This window comes from Pseudoalteromonas sp. KS88, from assembly GCF_004766475.1.
Classification (GTDB): Bacteria; Pseudomonadota; Gammaproteobacteria; order Enterobacterales; family Alteromonadaceae; genus Pseudoalteromonas.
This window is the reverse complement of record NZ_PYHV01000010.1, coordinates 1-17,984: the sequence shown is the minus strand read 5'-3', so window position 1 is coordinate 17,984 and position 17,984 is coordinate 1. Positions and strand designations below refer to the sequence as shown.

Genomic DNA, 17,984 nt, shown 5'->3' with positions numbered 1-17,984 from the left:
ACATGGATGGTGGTAAGGGGCGTGAGCAGGAGGTGCAAGCTTTGCTCGGTTTTGACTTAGCCCACGAGGTTACACACCTCGCGCCGCGATTTAACCGCCCCTAATTTGAACGAATTTTAATCCGCAAAGGTCAACAGACTTTAACTGATTACAGCTAACCAATTGCAGGGATAAGTCCTGCCATTTGCATACCTTGTGCGCTGATAATGAGTATTCCACACAGTGCAGCAAGTATTAGCCCAACATTTCCACCAATCACAGTGTAACCAGTATGGGCTTGTTGGCGTTGTTTATACACCATAGCAACAGGTAAAAATACCGCTAATACAACCAGCGCAATTGCCGCGTAGCCTAATGCCATAATAAAACCCTGAGGATAGAAAAGTGCAAACCCTAGAGGAGGAATAAACGTTATAAGAGCCGTTTTAAAGCGATCTTTACTTTTATCACCTTTTTTAAATGCATCAGCAAAAAAATCAAACAATCCTAAGCTCACACCCAAAAATGAAGTGGCCAATGCTAAATCAGCAAATAAATTAACGGCGGAAGCGACGGCTGAATTGTTCGCAATATTAGCCATGCTAGCAACAAAACCCGGAAGCCCAGTACTTGTTAGTAGCTCACTTTGGCTCATGATCCCTTGGCTAATAAGTTGCCAAAAGATATAAATGACGAGCGGCAGTGAAGCACCTGCGATCATCACACGGCGCAGTGTTTTTATATCAAGCCCTACATACTTCACAATAGAAGGAATAGAGCCATGAAAACCGAATGAGGTAAATACAACAGGAATAGCGGAGAGAATGAGTCCCTGCTCAATGGGCATTTCAAGTAAATGCTGGCCATGTACATAAGGCGTAAGCATATAAAATAAACTGGCAAGAACAACAATTTTAACGGTAAATAAAACCCTATTAAGTTTGTCTACTTTACTTGTTCCAAGTGTAACAACAGTACCAATGATTAATGCAATAATGACAGAGCCGACTTGTGGCGCAATATTAAGGTTGAGGCCAGCATTAATTTTTTCCTGTAATTGTGCGCCGCCACCTGCGATATACGCAGCACAGAGTGCATAAAACAAGAACATCACCGAAAAGTTAGCAAGATACTGTCCGCGCTTGCCAAGCCACGATTTAGCTAACGTATTTAACGTGGCTTCACGTTCTGCATGCTGATGTAATTCAAGCATAAGCAGGGCGGTGTAGGTCATTAACACCCATGTTGCTATAATTAATATAAGCGCAGTACTAAACCCAAGTCCTGCACTTGCTATTGGCAGCGCGAGCATTCCTGCGCCTATCGTGGTACCTGCAACAATTAACATGCTGCCTATTGTATTATTTTTATGCACTCTTTTGCCCCTGAAACATCGTGAGAGGCAAGCAAGATATAACTAGTTGGCGCAAACTTAAATAGTTTTGTCATAAATCAAAGAAAATAAATGTAACCTATGATTTACATGGAGTAATACAGGTTAAAAAATTTAACCAAGTATTAAATACAAAGTGTTGACTAATTAACCAGATCTGGTACTAATGGTGTTGCTTTTGCAATTTTATTAATTCAACAAATAAAGAAATTTAATGCAACTAACTAACCGAGTCCTAACACCGCTTTGCTCATGGCTGACCTGTTCAGTGATGCGCTCGTGCATGGATTGCGGTAAAGTATAATTCTTATATTTAACCGCGGTATAACGCGGTTAGAATCCTTTTTTCCTCCTGTCGTTTTACCGCCTCCTTAAAGGAATAGCCGGGTGAACGTCAAAATCTCTTATTTATTTATGGTGTTGGTGTGGTCAACAACACCGCTGGGTATCGTATTTAGTAGCGCTACGGTAGAGCCAACTCTTGCTGTATTATTACGCATGCTGATAGGACTCGTGTTGGCTGCATTTGTGGTCGCAATAGCTAATATAAGAATCCCATGGCATAGGCGCGCATGTTTTTTATATGGGTACTCAAGTATAGGGATTTATGGTGGAATGTTATTAAGCTATATGGCTGCTAAAACTGTCCCTTCAGGTTTGATTTCACTTATTTTTGGCTTAGCGCCAATTCTATCTGGGTTGCTTGCGCAGCGTTTACTGAATGAGCCTAAGTTTAGCCTAATAAAGTGCACAGCGCTTATTTGCGCCTTAGGTGGATTATATTTGGTAAGTGAAGAACATATTCAAGGCTCTATGTTACAAATCCAAGGCTTTATCTATGTCGCTTTAGCAGTATGCTTTTTTAGCCTTAGCGGTGTAATGATAAAGCGGATTCGTATCGCAATACACCCAATGGCAACAACATTTGGCTCTTTAATATTTGTGACGCCGTTATTCTTTATTACTTGGTGGTTTTTTGGTGGCCAATTGGACAGTCAAGCGTGGTCAGCCAAATCTATTTGGTCAATTGTTTATTTGGGCGTTTTCGGCTCTTTAGTGGGAGCATTGGCGTATTTTCATGTACTACAAAAATTAACAGCAAGTACCGTTGCATTGACTACTTTAATCACTCCTAGTTTTGCGATTGCCTTGGGGGCGTGGTTAAACGATGAGCCTATCAGCATGCAACTTGGTGTTGGTGCGGGAATTATATTAATCAGCTTAGCAATTTTTCAATTTGGTGAAGGGTGGTTGAATAAAAAAGGTAAGCTAAAAAAGCTTACCTCTTAATGAGTTAAAATCACATTTTTGCTATTTGAATAACGAGGCGACGGTTTTTATCACGGCCTAAAATATTGTCATTGGTTGCGACATGGCGCTTTTCACCAAAGCCTTGTGTTTCAACCTTTGATTCATCAACACCAAGGCTTACCATGTAATCTTTTATTGCTTTAGCGCGCTTTTTAGAAAGTTCTAAGTTATTCCAGCGACCACCGTAACTGTCAGTATATGAATCAATTGAAATAGATGAAATACTTGTATCGTGTTTTAGGTACTCAGCAATTTTATCTAAACGTTTTTGTGACGATTTAGTAAGCTTGCTGGTATTGGGTTGATAATTCATTATCGTGAATGAAATATCCTCAAAATTATAAGGTAATAACTCGTCGCGGCATTGCAAAAAAGCCCAGTAAGCCTGTTTAAAATTGATACTCGATAAGCCAACGGCAATTTTATCGGCACTATTTTGCCAGTCTTGATAATAAAAAGTTGGGTGGTAGCCTTTTTCAAGCTCCGTGAGCATTTCCCAAGCGGTTTGATTTCCCAATTCGCCGTCAAATTTACGTAGCAGCTTCATATTTGCAAGATCACGCGCAGGGCGGCCCGCTCGCCAAGTCGGAGGCACAGCCTTGAGGCCCGCAACACTGTAATTATCTGGCCTCACAACCATATCTAAATTAAAGAGCACATCTTTATTTTTACTTGCATTTGCACTAAATATAGCTTCCCCATAATAAGGAACCTCATGATTTAATTGACATTGTAGTCGTGTTGTTTTTACGACATGCCATTGCGATGTATCAGCGTTGGCGCTGTACTGTCGCATTGCAGCTGATGTTACGCAGCTTGAAAATAGGGCAATTGTTGTAATACCAACAGAGAGTAATGATAATTTCACAGTAGTGGACTCCAACAATAAATTACTTTGTAAAAACATCTGTCAATACTTTGGCTAGTCAGCAGGCATAACAGTTACCCAAAGCCTTGTATTAAGTATGAACATGAATACCAAAGTATCAAGCAATTTATATGCCCACTATTTAATCCTTTAATTAATACTTAAACCCTCTAGCCGAGTGGGCATCAACTTTGTCATAATAGGAGGCTTACATTCATAAACCAAGAAGACTATGGCAAATACTGAACAAACACTTTTCGCAAAACGTTTCCGTGGCTTTTTCCCTGTTGTTATAGATGTTGAAACGGCGGGTTTTAACAAAGAAACTGATGCGCTACTAGAAATTGCAGTCTCTATTTTAAAAATGGATGACGAAGGGTTGTTAAGTATTGATCATACTGTGCATTTTCATGTTGAGCCTTTCGAAGGGGCTAATATTGAGCAAGCCGCCATTGAATTTAATGGCATTGATCCACATTCACCTCTTCGTGGTGCGGTGCCAGAAGATGAAGCAATAAAAGAGGTGTGTAAGGCGGTACGTAAAGCCCAAAAAGCGGCTGGATGTCAGCGTTCAGTTGTTGTTGCCCATAACGCTGCGTTTGACCATGGCTTTTTAAATGCAGCTATTGAGCGAAATAATATTAAGCGCACGCCGTTTCATCCGTTTGTAAGCTTTGATACTACCTCGCTTGCAGGCTTAGCACTGGGACAAACTGTTTTAGCAAAAGCATGTCGTGCAGCAGGAATCGAGTTTGATAACAAACAAGCACACTCAGCATTGTACGACACTGAACGCACCGCGGAGCTCTATTGCTTAATCGTTAATCGTTGGCAGCAGCTCGGTGGATGGCCGCTCGCTGAAGAGGTGCTAGAAGACAGTGAACAAACTACAATAGAAGACTCAGCCGTTAAAACGACTGAGTAATTTTTCCTTCGCTCATTTTTACTAAATGAGGAGGGTAAATACGTGAAAAGTTTTTCGAATCTTTAGCTATTTTGAGCTCTACGCCAGGGTGCATGAGCTCATTAACCTTAACCCTACTAATAGACAAAAGCTGTGTGATTTTTTGCTTAATTAGATGTTTTTTACGTTTAGTGTTAGCAACCTTAATGTTTATTTGCTCTTCACTTGCCGTAATTTTATCAAGCAGTAATTGTCTTTTTTCAGGGAATGGGATTTTAATGGCTTTCTTTCGGGCTTGTTTTAAAGCTGCAGACTTTGTAGTTAACAGCTTTTCAAAGTCACTAACCTGAACTTGCTTTTGACGTAAATCATGCCAATTTTGCGCAAGGTATATCCGTGTTTTGGTCCCTGATGGCGCACCTAATTCACCGGTTTCAATTCGCATCGCATTTAAAACGCTTCCGCCTATTATTTTACCCCGAGGGTTACTTGCTTTGCCAACTCTGATCAAACGGCGTGCGCTTAAGTCACAATGTAATGCTTGGCGCTCAATAAATAAATCCTGTTCACCTTCGACCGAGCAATATTGTGCGTATCCAATTGAAATCGTTCTAGCTGCCTTGATTTTACAACTAAATGCTTCGTTATCTTCGCGTTTTCGACCAATTGCACCCTGCATTATGGTCACAGCGCTTGCACTTTCAATAATGCCTGATTCAACAAAGCCTAGTACTGTGACATCACCGCTTGCACGGACTTGCATGCCATCTTTAATATCACCACTAATAATAACACTGCCGTCAAAATCAACGTGACCCGTACCAATATCTACGTTGTCAAAGCACAATACATCATCAACACGCATACCTCGCGGTAGTGCAACAGGCACACCTTTACAGTCTGCAATAAGTATATTTGGGTTATCAGGGTCTAACTTAGTGCCCTCAAAAGGCTGCAATGGCAAATCTTTACCTGGGCAAGCGGGGATCATATCGCCAAATACAGTATAGCCATCTTCACCATTTGTAGCAGCAATGCGTTGCATTAAAGGCGTGCCAGGCTTAACGGTAATGATTGCACCTAGATCACGCATATCGACTTTACCGCCTTCTTTGGCTTGTGGGCTTAGCACTCTATCTTGGGCTGTTGAGCATAAACGCACAAACTTAGCATCTGCGCCTTCTTTAGGGCGACGACCATGAGCAACAATTGCCGAATACGACATACCGGGCGATTTTTCGAATTGCTGACCTAAAAACGAATCGAGAGCGCGAGCACTCACACCTTGAACTACGCCTGCCTCGAGTAAAACCTCTCGGGCTTTGTCGATTGACATTAACTCACCGCCACGAGCGGTAGTTAGCGTAGCTTCTGCAACCATGTTCTTTTCATCAATTTTAACAGTGATTGAAGCGTCTACAGCCTTTGCTATATTAAGGGAGTCATTACCTAAGTTGTTACTGGGTGTAAAAAGTTTGCCAATATTTGCTGTAATAACTTCAAAGTCAGCAAATTGAGACTGTTCGAATAGTTCGATCAACTGTGAGCCAGTGACAGGATAGCCACTCTTTTTAGGATGCTCGGAAATAGACACAAAACCAGATTGTGTATCATGGATAAACAGCGACATTTATGACTTCCTATAAAACTATGCCTGTTTTTATTATCATTCACCAAGGTATAATACTAAATGGCGATTATGTATGCTATTTGAGCACAACTGTGACCTTATGTTAAGTAAATGTTCTAATTATTTTTCCTAAAATGCAGGCTTGTTTACAAATTTACCTGTAATTAATTATAAATAAAGCACTTTTACTAGGGTCTGTTGACCTTTGCGGATTAAAATTTGTTCAAACTAGGAGCGGTTTAATCGCGGCGTGAGGTTTGTAACCTAGCGGGCTAAGTCAAAACCGAACAAAGCTACCGCGTCCTGCTAACGCCCCTTACCTACATCCATGTAGGTAACAAAGAGTAAATCGCTCTTGGGCAGAACCCGAAGGGCAGCGCCTGTTTGGCATTTATGCTGCGTTATCACCTATTTATGGGGAACAACCACACCACATAGGTTCTGCCTTGCCTAAATACCAAACAGATTGCTGCAAATTTAACCGTGAAAGGTCAACAGACCCTAAAATAAAGTTGTTTAGAGTCTTGAGTATCGCCGCCTTAGTCAGTTATACTGCCCGCACACTCTGAATGAGTTTACTAATTCAGGGGCTGATTAGGATTCGACGGAATTCAAGAAGCCCGAGGTGCATGTCGAGGTGCGGTTTGCCTCGTAAAAAAGCCGCAATTTAAAGTAATCGCAAACGACGATAACTACTCTCTAGCAGCTTAGGCTGGCTAGCGCTCCTTCCATGTATTCTTGTGGACTGGATTCTGGAGTGTCACCCTAACACCTGATCGCGATGGAAACCCTGGCCGGGGTTGAAGCGTTAAAACTAAGCGGCCTCGCCTTTATCTACCGTGTTTGTCCGGGATTTAAAGGTTAATTAAATGACAATACTAAACATGTAGTACCGACGGTCGAGGCTTTTCGGACGGGGGTTCAAATCCCCCCAGCTCCACCAATATAGGTTTTTAAATTCGTTGATTTAAAAACCCTAAAAAACCCCACCAATTTGAGCAATCAGGTTGGTGGGTTTTTTTATGGCTTTTGAGGGCTAGGGTGCAGTTATAGTAAATCAAAAAGCGACGTTTCAATGCCGCATATTGTGTTTAACTAAAGCTTTAATACTTAAACAGTCCTAATTTTTCGACAATGCCTTTTTCAAGTTCGTTTAACTGTTTTATGGTCTCATCGAGTTGTTCAGCTTCTTGGGCTAATGATTTTGCACCGTGATTGATTTTTTCCATTGTAGATAAAATACCTTCGGTGGTGCATGTTTGCTGTTCTGAGCTTGCGGCAATTCGCTCGTTCATTAAATTTATTTCATCGACTTGCTCTGCAATATTATGAAAAACATGCTGGCTTTGTTCATTGGCTTGAATTACTTGGCTGCTAACGTGTTTACTTTTTTGTGATGCTTGTACGCATTCACTGGCGTTGGTTTGCAGTGCGCTTATGATGCTCTCAATTTCAGAGGTTGAATGATACGTTTTACTTGCCAGTGCGCGTACTTCGTCTGCAACCACTGCAAATCCACGGCCAGATTCACCCGCTCTTGCGGCCTCTATCGCGGCGTTGAGGGCTAGTAAATTGGTTTGTTCGGCTATACTTTTTATTACATCAAGGACTTGGCTTATTTCACTGCTTCTGCTGTCGAGTTGTTCAACCACACTCGATGTATGGTCTAACTGATTTTCAAGCTCGTGGATCAGTGTGCTGTTGTTACTCATGCTTAATTGCCCTTCTTGACACAGGGTTTGTACTTTTGTGGTCTGATCGGCTGTTTGTGTTGCGCCAAATGCAATTTCTTTTGTAGCTTCACTTAGTTGGCTCAAGGACGAAGTTGCAGCATCAGTCAATGCATATTCTTGCTCAGCTTCGTATTTAGATCTCACTGTGGCCTCGTTCACAGAGCCTGCAATGATCTCTAATTCAGTGGCTGTTTTGCCAAGGCTTGCAATAATTTGCTGCACTTCGTTAATGAAGCGATTAAACCCTGCAACTAAATATCCAATTTCATCACTCGATTGATAGTTAATGCGCTGAGTTAAATCACCACCGCCACGTACCAATTCATCAACCAGTTGGTTCACACCAACAATAGGTTTAATAATGATAAAGCGGCAGAGGTAGATAATTGTGACACCAAGTAGTAAAAATGAAATAGCTAAAGTAATTACCATGGTTCGAACAGCATTGAAAATACCTTTGTTGAGCTCATCTTGACTGTATTTTATATTTATTGTGCCAATTTTTTGTTCTGAAACAGACAGGGGTAATTGATGAGCGATCACGTTTTGTGCACCAGTATGTTGACCTACATTACCTAAAAGTTTATTTCGATGATCAACTACTTCAATATGCTGAATATTATGATTTTTAGCAAAAGCATTAATAATTTGTGCAATCAGTGGCTTATCGTAAGAGAAGACAGGCTCAGCCAGAATGACAGTTAATTGTTGATCCAATGCTGTGATATTTTCTTGCCATTGTGCAGTTTCACTATTTTTTAGTAAGTAGTAGTTAACACTCACAACAAAGCCAAATATGATGACGAGGCAAATGCTTAGCGCGACAGTTATTTTGTATTGTAATGATTTCATTGTGTTGTTGTTCTCTCATTAAGTGGGTCGAACCAAAGCTCTGTGCGAGACAGGGGAGTGATTGAACTTAAATTAGGATTGCTTAGGGGAATAATAAGACGCTGTTTTAAATTGGCTTTTTGTAAAACCATTTGTACTTGGCTGTCGTCAAAAAACATGCGATTAAAGCTGCCATCTTTGATCATTTTATTTAGCGATTGCGTCAATTTTTGTGCAAGTTGCGTGTTTTCTTTTGCAACAAAAAAATACAATGGCGCGGTGTACTTTAATAGGATATAGGGATCTACAGTTAGATTCAGATCGTGATAATTGGCTATTTCATCCCAAGGCTCATTTACACCACGAGGGAAGTAATCGAAACGACCACCTTCAAGCATAGGGAATAGGTTAGGGTACTTTAATGTGGTGACTACATTTAGACCGTTTTCTTTTAAAATGGTGGTATCAGGCCACGTTTTTCCTTGACCAGCACGAAACCTTTTCAAATCAGCAATGCTACTTACGTGCTTAAATAGCTCTTTATTTTTTTGGGTGACGATTGCTAAGCGCATACCTAGCAAACCTCTAAAAAGTGGAATGTATACCGCTTGGTAATCTTGCTCAAGTGACTGTGAAGTCATGCTCCACATTACATCGAGCTGGCCTATTTTTACATCATTTAAAATTCGGGCATTTGATATGTCTTTATCGCTTTCATATGGGTGAATGTAGTCTAAGTTTGCTTTGTTAAGCGCCTCGATAAGTAATTTGTGCGGCAAAGAGGTATCGCCAGAATAGCTTTGCAACTTAATGGGTTCTGCAAAGCTTAAAAAGCTCATGCAGAGCAAAAAGGTTGAGAGTGAATAATACATAAAAACCGTGTTGTTATAATTGTGTGAATTACAAACTACGGTTGTTTTAATGACAGCTCAACTGTTTGTTTTATGCATACGTATTCAGTATTTTGGCAAGCTAAAAAGCTACTGGGTAATCATTATTGCGATATCTGTTTTGTAATCATGTTGCAGTAGACTAATACGAACTGTTTTACCTTGGATAGAGTAGAATAAGGTTAAATTACTTGCATAACGGCGGTTTAAATCAGGTTCGCCAAGTTGATGCTTATAAAACCTGACAATATCAGGCATAGGCTGTGCCGAGTAGCCTGTTTGTACTAGCGGGTATTTATCGTCAACGTGCATTATTAATTTGTAGTCTGCTGGAACGGGCACTAAGCTTAAGTTTGCGGCACTTGGCCATACTGTGCATGCCAGGGCGGCACACATGAAGGCTGTTGTTTTTCTCACAATTCTTCCTCATAAATTAAATAGATTTTCACTCGCCATTGAGTGATGGGTACATCTGATTAAATTTTATTACGTATTAAATCACGAATAATAAAACGCCCAGGGTGAATTGCTTGACTTACTCGCTCACTAACAGGACTGGGAGCGCCACTTAAATGGCTGACTAAATGTTCTGCGGCTAAGGGAGCGCTACATAAACCGCGGGCACCAAACCCCGTTAATATGTGTAAGCCCTGTTGAGTCTTTTGTAGTGGCTGATATTGATATCGCTTACCTTGGCGCAGGTTTGCAAATGCTTTAGTGTAGTCTGCTTGCTCTACCCATTCACCCGCCATCGGTAGGTGATCAATAAAACTGCACCTTACTGCCGCTTTGGCATCACTAATATTACCTAGGCTTGTTGCAAATTCGCAATGACTATAAAAATTAAGCAGTTGTTCTCGGTTCGTTTTATTATCTTGTTCGGTGACGTCGCGGCTTTTTGAGTTTTTTTCAAAGGTAGCGCCCATACAATGGTGCCCTAAATAGGCGGGAGTAAAGTAGCCTTTGTGGCACAAAACAGTTTTAAGCTCATGAGAGGCTGGGCTCGCTTGTACATGGGATACTTGACCGCGTACGCCAACAATCGGCAATTCTGTTGTTTGAGCAAAGCGATCACTGTGTTCGCCCGCACAGATAATCACATCCGAAAAAGGACCGTATTGTTTATCACCATTTTTTAGTAACCACCCATTGGGTGTTTTTTCAAGTGCATCAATATCACAGTTAAAGTGGCTATTAATGCTTGCTAATGCCATAGCTTGGTCATAAAGCGCTTTTACAAGTTGCGGTGGATTAACCCAACCAGCTAGGGGGAAATGTACTCCAGCATACCCCGCCTTTATTCCCGCAATATCATCTGCTTGTTCGGCCGTTACAGTATGCATTAACTCTTTTGGCCACAACTGTTTAGTTTCAATATTTTGATGCCGCTCGGCTAATGGTTGCTTAACGGCATGTTGCAATACACCACACCATTGATGGTCGTAACTAAAGCCATTATTAGTTAATTGTTGATACAAACGCTTTGCATATAAAAAACTGTGTGCGAAAAACTCACTGTGGGGTGAATTTTTTGCTTGTAAATGCGGGTAAACGGCACCTTGCACATTGTGTGATGCTCCCATTGCGAGCTGTTCATCTTGGCAAAATAGCTGACTGTTTACGCCCCGTTTGGCTAAACTATAAAGTACTGCACTGCTAGCAATGCCCCCGCCGATGATGGCAACGTTGGTCAATGAACTGGTATCACTTGCATAGAATGGGGGAGCTGAACGCGTTTTGTTTGACTGAGCCAGTGCGCCAATTAGCATCTCACGCTTTCGGCCAAAACCTTTGGCTTTTTGCATGCTAAAGCCTGCTTCGTTAAGCCCTCTGCGCACAAAGCCCGCAGCGGTAAATGTTGCCAAAGTGGCGTTTGAACGTGAAATATCGACCATTAATTCAAATAGTTTTTGTTGCCACATATCAGGGTTTTTACTGGGTGCAAAGCCATCTAAGTACCAAGCATCGACGACTCCTGAATGTGAGTAACTCATGTTATTTATAGAGTCTTGTACATCACCAAAGTATAAATCAAGAATTATGCGGCCATGATCAAACTCTAGCCGGTGGCATCCAGCTAAATTAATCGGGTAATGCGTGAGTAACTGGTTACTATATTGGGCTAATTCAGGCCATGCTTGCAGTGCTTTTGCAAGGTCGGCATGTTTTAAAGGGTATTTTTCAAATGAGATAAAATGTAAGCGTTCAACCGTTTTACTTTGTTTTGTGGGAACTTTATTTTGCTTAAGTTGCCTATTAGCCAAATGAGCGTTAAATTGCAGCCACGTATTAAGAAAATTAAGCCCAGTGCCAAAACCTGTTTCAGCAATAACAAAATGTGGGCGGTCATGGTTTTGTAATCGGGCTGGGATATTGTTTTGTTGGTAAAACACGTAATCGGATTCAGCTAATCCATTGTCGTTAGAGAAATAGACGTCGTCGAAGTTATCCGCAACAGGAGTACCTTGGCAATTAAAGTGAATATCAGCGTGTTTTATCATGGTCTGCAATTAATTAATGTGTACTTTTTTTAATTATTTTACGTGTTTTCTTTGAAATAGTCTGGCGTTATTTATAAGCTATGCATTCAGAGTACATGTGTAAGCTAGAAAGCTGACCACTTAGTTATAAAATTCAGCGTAAAATAGATCACAATTTAGTATCAAGCTAAGGTAATTACCCATGAGAAGAGCCGTTATTACGGGCATCGGTGTTGTATCAAGCATCGGCAACAACAAAGAAGAAGTATTAGAATCGTTAAAAACTGGTAAAAGCGGTATTGCTTTTAACCAAGAGTTTGCAGATTACAAGTTACGCAGTAACGTATCTGGTAAAATTGATATTGACGTCAAAGAGTTTGTTGATCGTAAAGCTATGCGCTTTATGGGCGATGCTGCTGCTTATTCATATATCTCAATGGCACAAGCAATTGAAGATGCTGGCCTAAATGAAGAGCAAGTTTCAAATGAGCGCACAGGCCTTTTAGTGGGTTCAGGTGGTGGTTCATCAAAATGGCAAGTAGAAGCCGCTGACATTTTACGTGAGAGAGGCGTTAAACGTGTTGGTCCATACATGGTACCGCGTACCATGGCAAGCACGACTTCTGCCTGTTTAGCAACACCGTTTAAAATTAAAGGCGTGAACTATTCAATCAGTTCTGCTTGTGCAACTTCGGCGCATTGTATTGGCCATGCTGTTGAGCAAATTCAGCTTGGTAAACAAGATGTTATTTTTGCCGGTGGTGGTGAAGAGTTGCATTGGACCCTAGCGATGGAATTTGATGCTATGGGCGCACTTTCTACGAAATATAACGAAACACCAGAGCAAGCATCTCGTACATATGACGCTAACCGTGATGGTTTTGTTATCTCTGGCGGCGGCGGTATTGTTGTTGTTGAAGAGCTAGAGCATGCACTTGCTCGTGGCGCGCACATTTATGCTGAAATCACAGGTTACGGTGCGACGTCTGACGGTTATGACATGGTTGCTCCATCAGGCGAAGGCGCGGTACGTTGTATGCGTCAGGCAATGCAAGATGTTGACGGCGGTATTGATTACTTAAATACTCACGGTACGTCTACGCCAGTTGGTGATGTAAAAGAGTTAGGCGCTATTCAAGAAGTATTTGGCGGCAATTCACCAATGATCAGCGCAACGAAAGCAATGACGGGCCACGCACTAGGCGCAGCGGGTGTGCATGAAGCCATCTTCTCACTATTAATGCTTGAGCACGGTTTTGTTGCTCCATCGATCAACATTGATGAATTAGATGAGCAAGCACAAGGCCTCAATATTGTCACTGAGCGTAAAGACGTTGAGTTAAACACGGTTATGTCTAATAGCTTTGGTTTTGGTGGAACAAACGCCACATTAGTAATGAGTAAATACAAAGGTTAAATTAACCTGAACTATTTTTGAAGCCGAGCAAAATGCTCGGCTTTTTCGTTTGTGTAACGAGGCAGTTGTTCGTTACAATATTACTTCATACTGGTAACCGAGCTCATTAATGAAAATACTTGCTGATCAAAATATGCCTTTAGTTGAACAATATTTCGCTGAGCTAGGAAGTGTAGAGCGTTTTGATGGCCGTTCATTGAAAAGTGAACAGCTAATTGATGTTGATGTGCTATTGACTCGCTCTGTTACGCAAGTGAATGAAGCGTTATTAAGTGATGCAAATAAGCTCAAATTTGTTGGTACTGCCACAATAGGTGTTGATCATATTGACACCGACTTACTTAATCAACGAGACATTACGTTTACCAGTGCCCCAGGTTGTAATGCGATAGCAGTTGCTGAATACGTATTAAGCAGTATTTTTGCTTTGATGCAAGAAAATGCATGCACACTCGAAGGCAAAACGATTGGTATTGTTGGTGTAGGCAGTATTGGTAGTTGTTTACGTGAAAAGCTTTCTGCATTAAATGTCACTGTATTACTGTGCGATCCACCTAAGCATGATGCTGGTCTATTAGATGAACACTGTGATTTGGATACACTTCTTACACAATCAGATATTGTGACTTTTCATGTGCCATTAGTAAAAGCCGGTGTGCATAGTACGCTTCATTTAATGAATAAAGCGCGTTTGAAGGCCCTAAAAAGCGGTGTGATTTTAATTAATGCCAGCCGTGGCGATGTTATTGATAATCATGCATTACTTGAGGTGATGCAAAATGGGGCAAATCTGGATTTAGTTTTAGATGTTTGGGAAAACGAACCCACCATTTTAACTGAACTACTTGAATATGTGCGCTTTGCGAGTGTACACATAGCAGGCCATACACTAGAGGGCAAAGCACGTGGTACACAAATGCTGTATCAAGCATTGTGTAACTTAGAAGGACTTACAGCAAATAAGTCTTTGGCTGATTTTTTACCTGAACCAAGTTTTACAGATGTTTTATTGCAAGACACATTCAGTATTGATGATCTTGGTCAGTTAATACACCTAGTTTATGACGTGCGTCGTGACGATGGTATTTTACGTCGTCATTTAGCACAACAAGGTTTTGATAGCTTACGAAAAAACTACCCAATTAGACGTGAATTTAACACTGTAAATATTCGTGGAGCAGGGGTAAATACATCAATGCTCTCAGCGCTTGGGTTTAACATTTTAAACAGTGGCCATGACGGCGGCTGTTCTTAGAGGAATAAACATGTCACAGAAATATAATGTTGCCGTATTAGGCGCTACAGGCCTAGTGGGTCGTCAGATAATTGAAACACTTGAAGATCGCAAATTTCCAGTCGATCAGTTATTTTTATTGGCAAGCAGCCGCAGTGCAGGCGAAGATATTAAGTTTCGTGGTGAAAACATTGAAGTACAAGATGTAGAAGGCTTTGATTTTAGCCAAGCTCACATAGGCTTATTCTCAGCTGGTGGCAGTGTATCTGAAAAATATGCGCCAATTGCAGCAGATGCAGGTTGTGTGGTCATTGATAACACATCGCATTTTAGAAATGACTTTGAAGTGCCATTAGTTGTGCCAGAAGTAAACGCAGCGAGCCTAGCTGATTTTAGAAACCGCAATATCATCGCCAACCCAAATTGTTCTACAATTCAAATGATGGTCGCGTTAAAGCCAATTTATGATGCTTATGGTATTGATCGAATCAATGTATCTACTTATCAAGCGGTATCGGGTGCAGGCAAAGAAGCGGTTGATGAGTTAGCTAAACAAACGGCGAACTTAATGAATGCACGTCCAATGGAAAATGAACTATTCCCTAAGCAAATTGCGTTTAATGTTATCCCACAAATTGATACCTTCGAAGAAAATGGGTATACACGCGAAGAAATGAAAATGGTAAACGAAACCCATAAAATTTTAGGTGACACTACGGTTGCGGTTAACCCAACATGTGTAAGAGTGCCCGTGTTTTTTGGACACTCAGAGGCGATTAGTCTTGAAACACGCATGCCATATGATTTTGAGCATATCAAACAATTGCTCAATGAAGCGCCTGGTCTTGAATTAATCGAAGATGCGGGGGATTATCCAACACCTGTTTCAGATGCAAGTGGTAACGATACGGTTTATGTGGGTAGATTACGCCAAGATATTTCACATCCACATGGACTGAATATGTGGGTTGTTAGTGACAATACGCGCAAAGGCGCCGCAACAAACAGCGTACAAATTGCTGAAGAACTGATAGCAAACTACCTTTAGTCACAACTTTTAAAGCGGCACATTTGCCGCTTTTTAGTTTTAAACTGCCAAATAATTGCCGCAACGTAACTAAAAGCGTATAAACTTAACCATAATAATAAAAAACGCTTTCTATAGATTAAGTTTAAGCTATTACGTTTCAAAGTCTTGCAATGGATATTACAACCTAACTGGTTTATAGTTTGTAACTGGAATAGAGCTTGCAAGAAAATTTAATTAACTATTAATTTATGTAAGTTATTTCTGTATGAAATAACCAATGTTTAAGCGCTCATACTCGCTTAGTAGCAGCGCTGCGTTAACATTTAAACATTAAAGGATCAGCATGCGCGGTTTAGCAACACTTCTTTTATTAGCGTCTGCATTGGTGGTTACACCAGTTTTCAGCCAAGATGGTGCCCAACTTAAAGGCCCCAAAGGCGTTGACTATGGCGTTCAAGGTCGCTCAATAGGCCCAATTAGGCCAACAGATACGCTATGGCGTATTGCTGCAAAAGTGCGCCAAGATAACTCTGTTAGTATTTATCAAGTCATGCAGGCTTTGTATGAAAAAAACCCAAATTCATTTCTAGATCAAAACCTCAACCATATGCGTGATGGCGCATACTTAAAAATCCCTACGCTTGCTGAAATTCGTAGCGTAAACCCTGAGCTTGCAAAACAACGTTCAGAGCAAGATGACGAACTGTGGGAAAAGAAAAAGAACGGTACATTAACGAACAGTGAAATCGTTGCGTCGCAAAAAAAAGTAACACAAGCACGCAAGGTTGATGTTGATGAGGCAAAGCAAGAGTTAAAAAATGAAATAAACTCGATAAAAACAGAACAAGGCACACAACTAGTTGAACTACAGGACCAATTTAAATCCTCAGTTAAAAATGTTGAAGAGATTTTAGTTGAAAATAATAAGCTCAAAGCACAGCTAACAGGTATTTCAAAAGAACTAGAAAATGTTCGAAACCAGTTAGGCCAAGACAGTGAAATTCAACAACAGCTTAAAGAACTTATAGATAAACAAAATGAGATCATAGAGCAGCAAAAAGCAAAAAAGCTAGAGGAGGAGAGTGAGTTTGATTTTGGCGCATTGCTAGAAAACCCATTTGTCCTCATTCTACTGATGACAATACCCGCATTGTTAATCATTTTTGCCGTGGTTATGTTTTTGCGTAAACGCGCAAACCAAAAAGAAGAAACAAGTGATGATGAAGAATTTTTGCCACAAAGCCCCGTGCAAAGCGATGAACCTGATTTAGGCCCTTCACTTGACCCAATTATTCCAGATCCAGTAGAAGATGACTTAAATGATTTGAGTGTGCGGCTTGATGACGATCTTGATGACGACATGCTACCGGAAAACGACGATATTATATTTGATGATAATATTGACGATTCATTCGAAGAGAGCGATAGCTTATTAGGACAAGATGAGCTTGATGGTTTACTCGGTGACGACATCGTTTTTGATGATGAACAAACCGCAGGGGAAGATGATGAAGTTGATGTATTTTTACAACAAGACTTCGATCAAACAGATGACAGCTTATCTGATGACATTGACTCAGCTGATGACGATGGCGATATATTAAGTGCAAGTGACTTAGACGACTTATTTGCAAATGATGAAGATTCACCAACCGATGAAGCACAGTTGGCAAACACTGAAAAAGAATCTGCCGAACTAAGCGAAGAAGACGATGACTTTGATATCGACTCGCTCATTGATGATGCAGCGCAAAGCAACGCACAGCCCGAGCAGTCTGCTGAATTGGCTGAAGAAGACGACGAATTTGATTTAGACGATATCGACTCACTCATTGATGATGCAGCGCAAAGCAATGCACAGCCCGAGCAGCCTGCTGAATTGGCTGAAGAAGAGGACGAATTTGATTTAGACGATATCGACTCGCTCATTGATGATGCTGCGCAAAGCAATGCAGAGCCCGAGCAGCCTGCTGAATTGGCTGAAGAGGAAGACGAATTTGATTTAGACGATATTGACTCGCTCATTGATGATGCTGCGCAAACCGATGCAGAACCCGAGCAGCCAGCTGAATTGGTTGAAGAAGACGACGAATTTGATTTAGACGATATCGACTCGCTCATTGATGATGCTGCGCAAAGCAATGCAGAGCCCGAGCAGCCTGCTGAATTGGCTGAAGAGGAAGACGAATTTGATTTAGACGATATCGACTCGCTCATTGATGATGCTGCGCAAACAGATGCTGAACCCGAGCAGCCAGCTGAATTGGTTGAAGAAGACGACGAA

General features: G+C 41.1%; 13 protein-coding genes and 1 other RNA gene. 7 read left to right on the top strand and 7 right to left on the bottom strand.

Translation table 11 applies throughout. The annotated features are described in order from the left end of the window. Positions 1-154 precede the first annotated feature (154 nt). On the bottom strand, positions 155-1,354 hold the full coding sequence (locus tag C7Y70_RS06875; RefSeq protein WP_135473942.1) for an aromatic amino acid transport family protein: 1,200 nt from the start codon (positions 1,352-1,354) through the stop codon (positions 155-157). A gap of 405 nt (positions 1,355-1,759) precedes the next feature. On the opposite strand from C7Y70_RS06875, the gene C7Y70_RS06870 reads away from it, so the two are divergent. Further along, positions 1,760-2,662, top strand: coding sequence for a DMT family transporter (locus C7Y70_RS06870; RefSeq protein ID WP_099297353.1), 903 nt, complete (start codon positions 1,760-1,762; stop codon positions 2,660-2,662). Between the two features lie 10 nt (positions 2,663-2,672). Here C7Y70_RS06870 and C7Y70_RS06865 read toward each other — a convergent pair whose 3' ends face one another. Beyond that, a complete protein-coding gene (locus C7Y70_RS06865; RefSeq protein WP_099297395.1) occupies positions 2,673-3,551 on the bottom strand; it encodes an OmpA family protein in 879 nt (292 codons plus the stop codon). Between the two features lie 232 nt (positions 3,552-3,783). Between C7Y70_RS06865 and rnt the strand changes: the two genes are divergently transcribed. Next, the gene (rnt, locus tag C7Y70_RS06860) at positions 3,784-4,476 is read left to right on the top strand and encodes a ribonuclease T (RefSeq protein ID WP_135473940.1); all 693 of its coding nucleotides are present in this window, start codon (positions 3,784-3,786) and stop codon (positions 4,474-4,476) included. Here the strand turns inward: rnt and C7Y70_RS06855 are convergent. Further along, on the bottom strand, positions 4,460-6,085 hold the full coding sequence (locus tag C7Y70_RS06855) for a FapA family protein (RefSeq protein ID WP_099297349.1): 1,626 nt from the start codon (positions 6,083-6,085) through the stop codon (positions 4,460-4,462). The genes rnt and C7Y70_RS06855 overlap by 17 nt on opposite strands. A gap of 586 nt (positions 6,086-6,671) precedes the next feature. On the opposite strand from C7Y70_RS06855, the gene ssrA reads away from it, so the two are divergent. After that, positions 6,672-7,028, top strand: a transfer-messenger RNA (tmRNA) gene (ssrA, locus tag C7Y70_RS06850). A 160-nt stretch (positions 7,029-7,188) separates the two neighbouring features. Here the strand turns inward: ssrA and C7Y70_RS06845 are convergent. The 4 genes from C7Y70_RS06845 to mnmC form a co-directional block, all read right to left on the bottom strand. Continuing rightward, positions 7,189-8,670, bottom strand: coding sequence for a methyl-accepting chemotaxis protein (locus tag C7Y70_RS06845; protein WP_099297341.1), 1,482 nt, complete (start codon positions 8,668-8,670; stop codon positions 7,189-7,191). Beyond that, positions 8,667-9,488 (bottom strand): transporter substrate-binding domain-containing protein, encoded by an 822-nt coding sequence (locus tag C7Y70_RS06840; protein ID WP_237114060.1) that lies wholly within the window; start codon positions 9,486-9,488, stop codon positions 8,667-8,669. The genes C7Y70_RS06845 and C7Y70_RS06840 overlap by 4 nt, the downstream gene beginning before the upstream one ends. Positions 9,489-9,629: 141 nt before the next feature. After that, positions 9,630-9,956 carry a hypothetical protein gene (locus C7Y70_RS06835; RefSeq protein WP_135473938.1) on the bottom strand — a complete coding sequence of 109 codons (327 nt, stop codon included), beginning with the start codon at positions 9,954-9,956 and terminating at the stop codon, positions 9,630-9,632. 59 nt (positions 9,957-10,015) lie between these two features. Next, positions 10,016-12,040 (bottom strand): bifunctional tRNA (5-methylaminomethyl-2-thiouridine)(34)-methyltransferase MnmD/FAD-dependent 5-carboxymethylaminomethyl-2-thiouridine(34) oxidoreductase MnmC, encoded by a 2,025-nt coding sequence (gene mnmC / locus C7Y70_RS06830; RefSeq protein ID WP_135473936.1) that lies wholly within the window; start codon positions 12,038-12,040, stop codon positions 10,016-10,018. 181 nt (positions 12,041-12,221) lie between these two features. Between mnmC and fabB the strand changes: the two genes are divergently transcribed. The 4 genes from fabB to C7Y70_RS06805 form a co-directional block, all read left to right on the top strand. Further along, entirely contained in the window at positions 12,222-13,436 is a 1,215-nt protein-coding gene (gene fabB / locus C7Y70_RS06825) for a beta-ketoacyl-ACP synthase I (protein ID WP_099297333.1), read from the top strand. A gap of 109 nt (positions 13,437-13,545) precedes the next feature. Further along, the gene (locus C7Y70_RS06820; RefSeq protein WP_135473934.1) at positions 13,546-14,691 is read left to right on the top strand and encodes a 4-phosphoerythronate dehydrogenase; all 1,146 of its coding nucleotides are present in this window, start codon (positions 13,546-13,548) and stop codon (positions 14,689-14,691) included. A gap of 10 nt (positions 14,692-14,701) precedes the next feature. Beyond that, on the top strand, positions 14,702-15,718 hold the full coding sequence (locus tag C7Y70_RS06815) for an aspartate-semialdehyde dehydrogenase (protein ID WP_099297329.1): 1,017 nt from the start codon (positions 14,702-14,704) through the stop codon (positions 15,716-15,718). Between the two features lie 325 nt (positions 15,719-16,043). Further along, a partial coding sequence (locus C7Y70_RS06805; protein ID WP_280953824.1) for a FimV/HubP family polar landmark protein occupies positions 16,044-17,984 on the top strand: 1,941 nt, incomplete at its 3' end.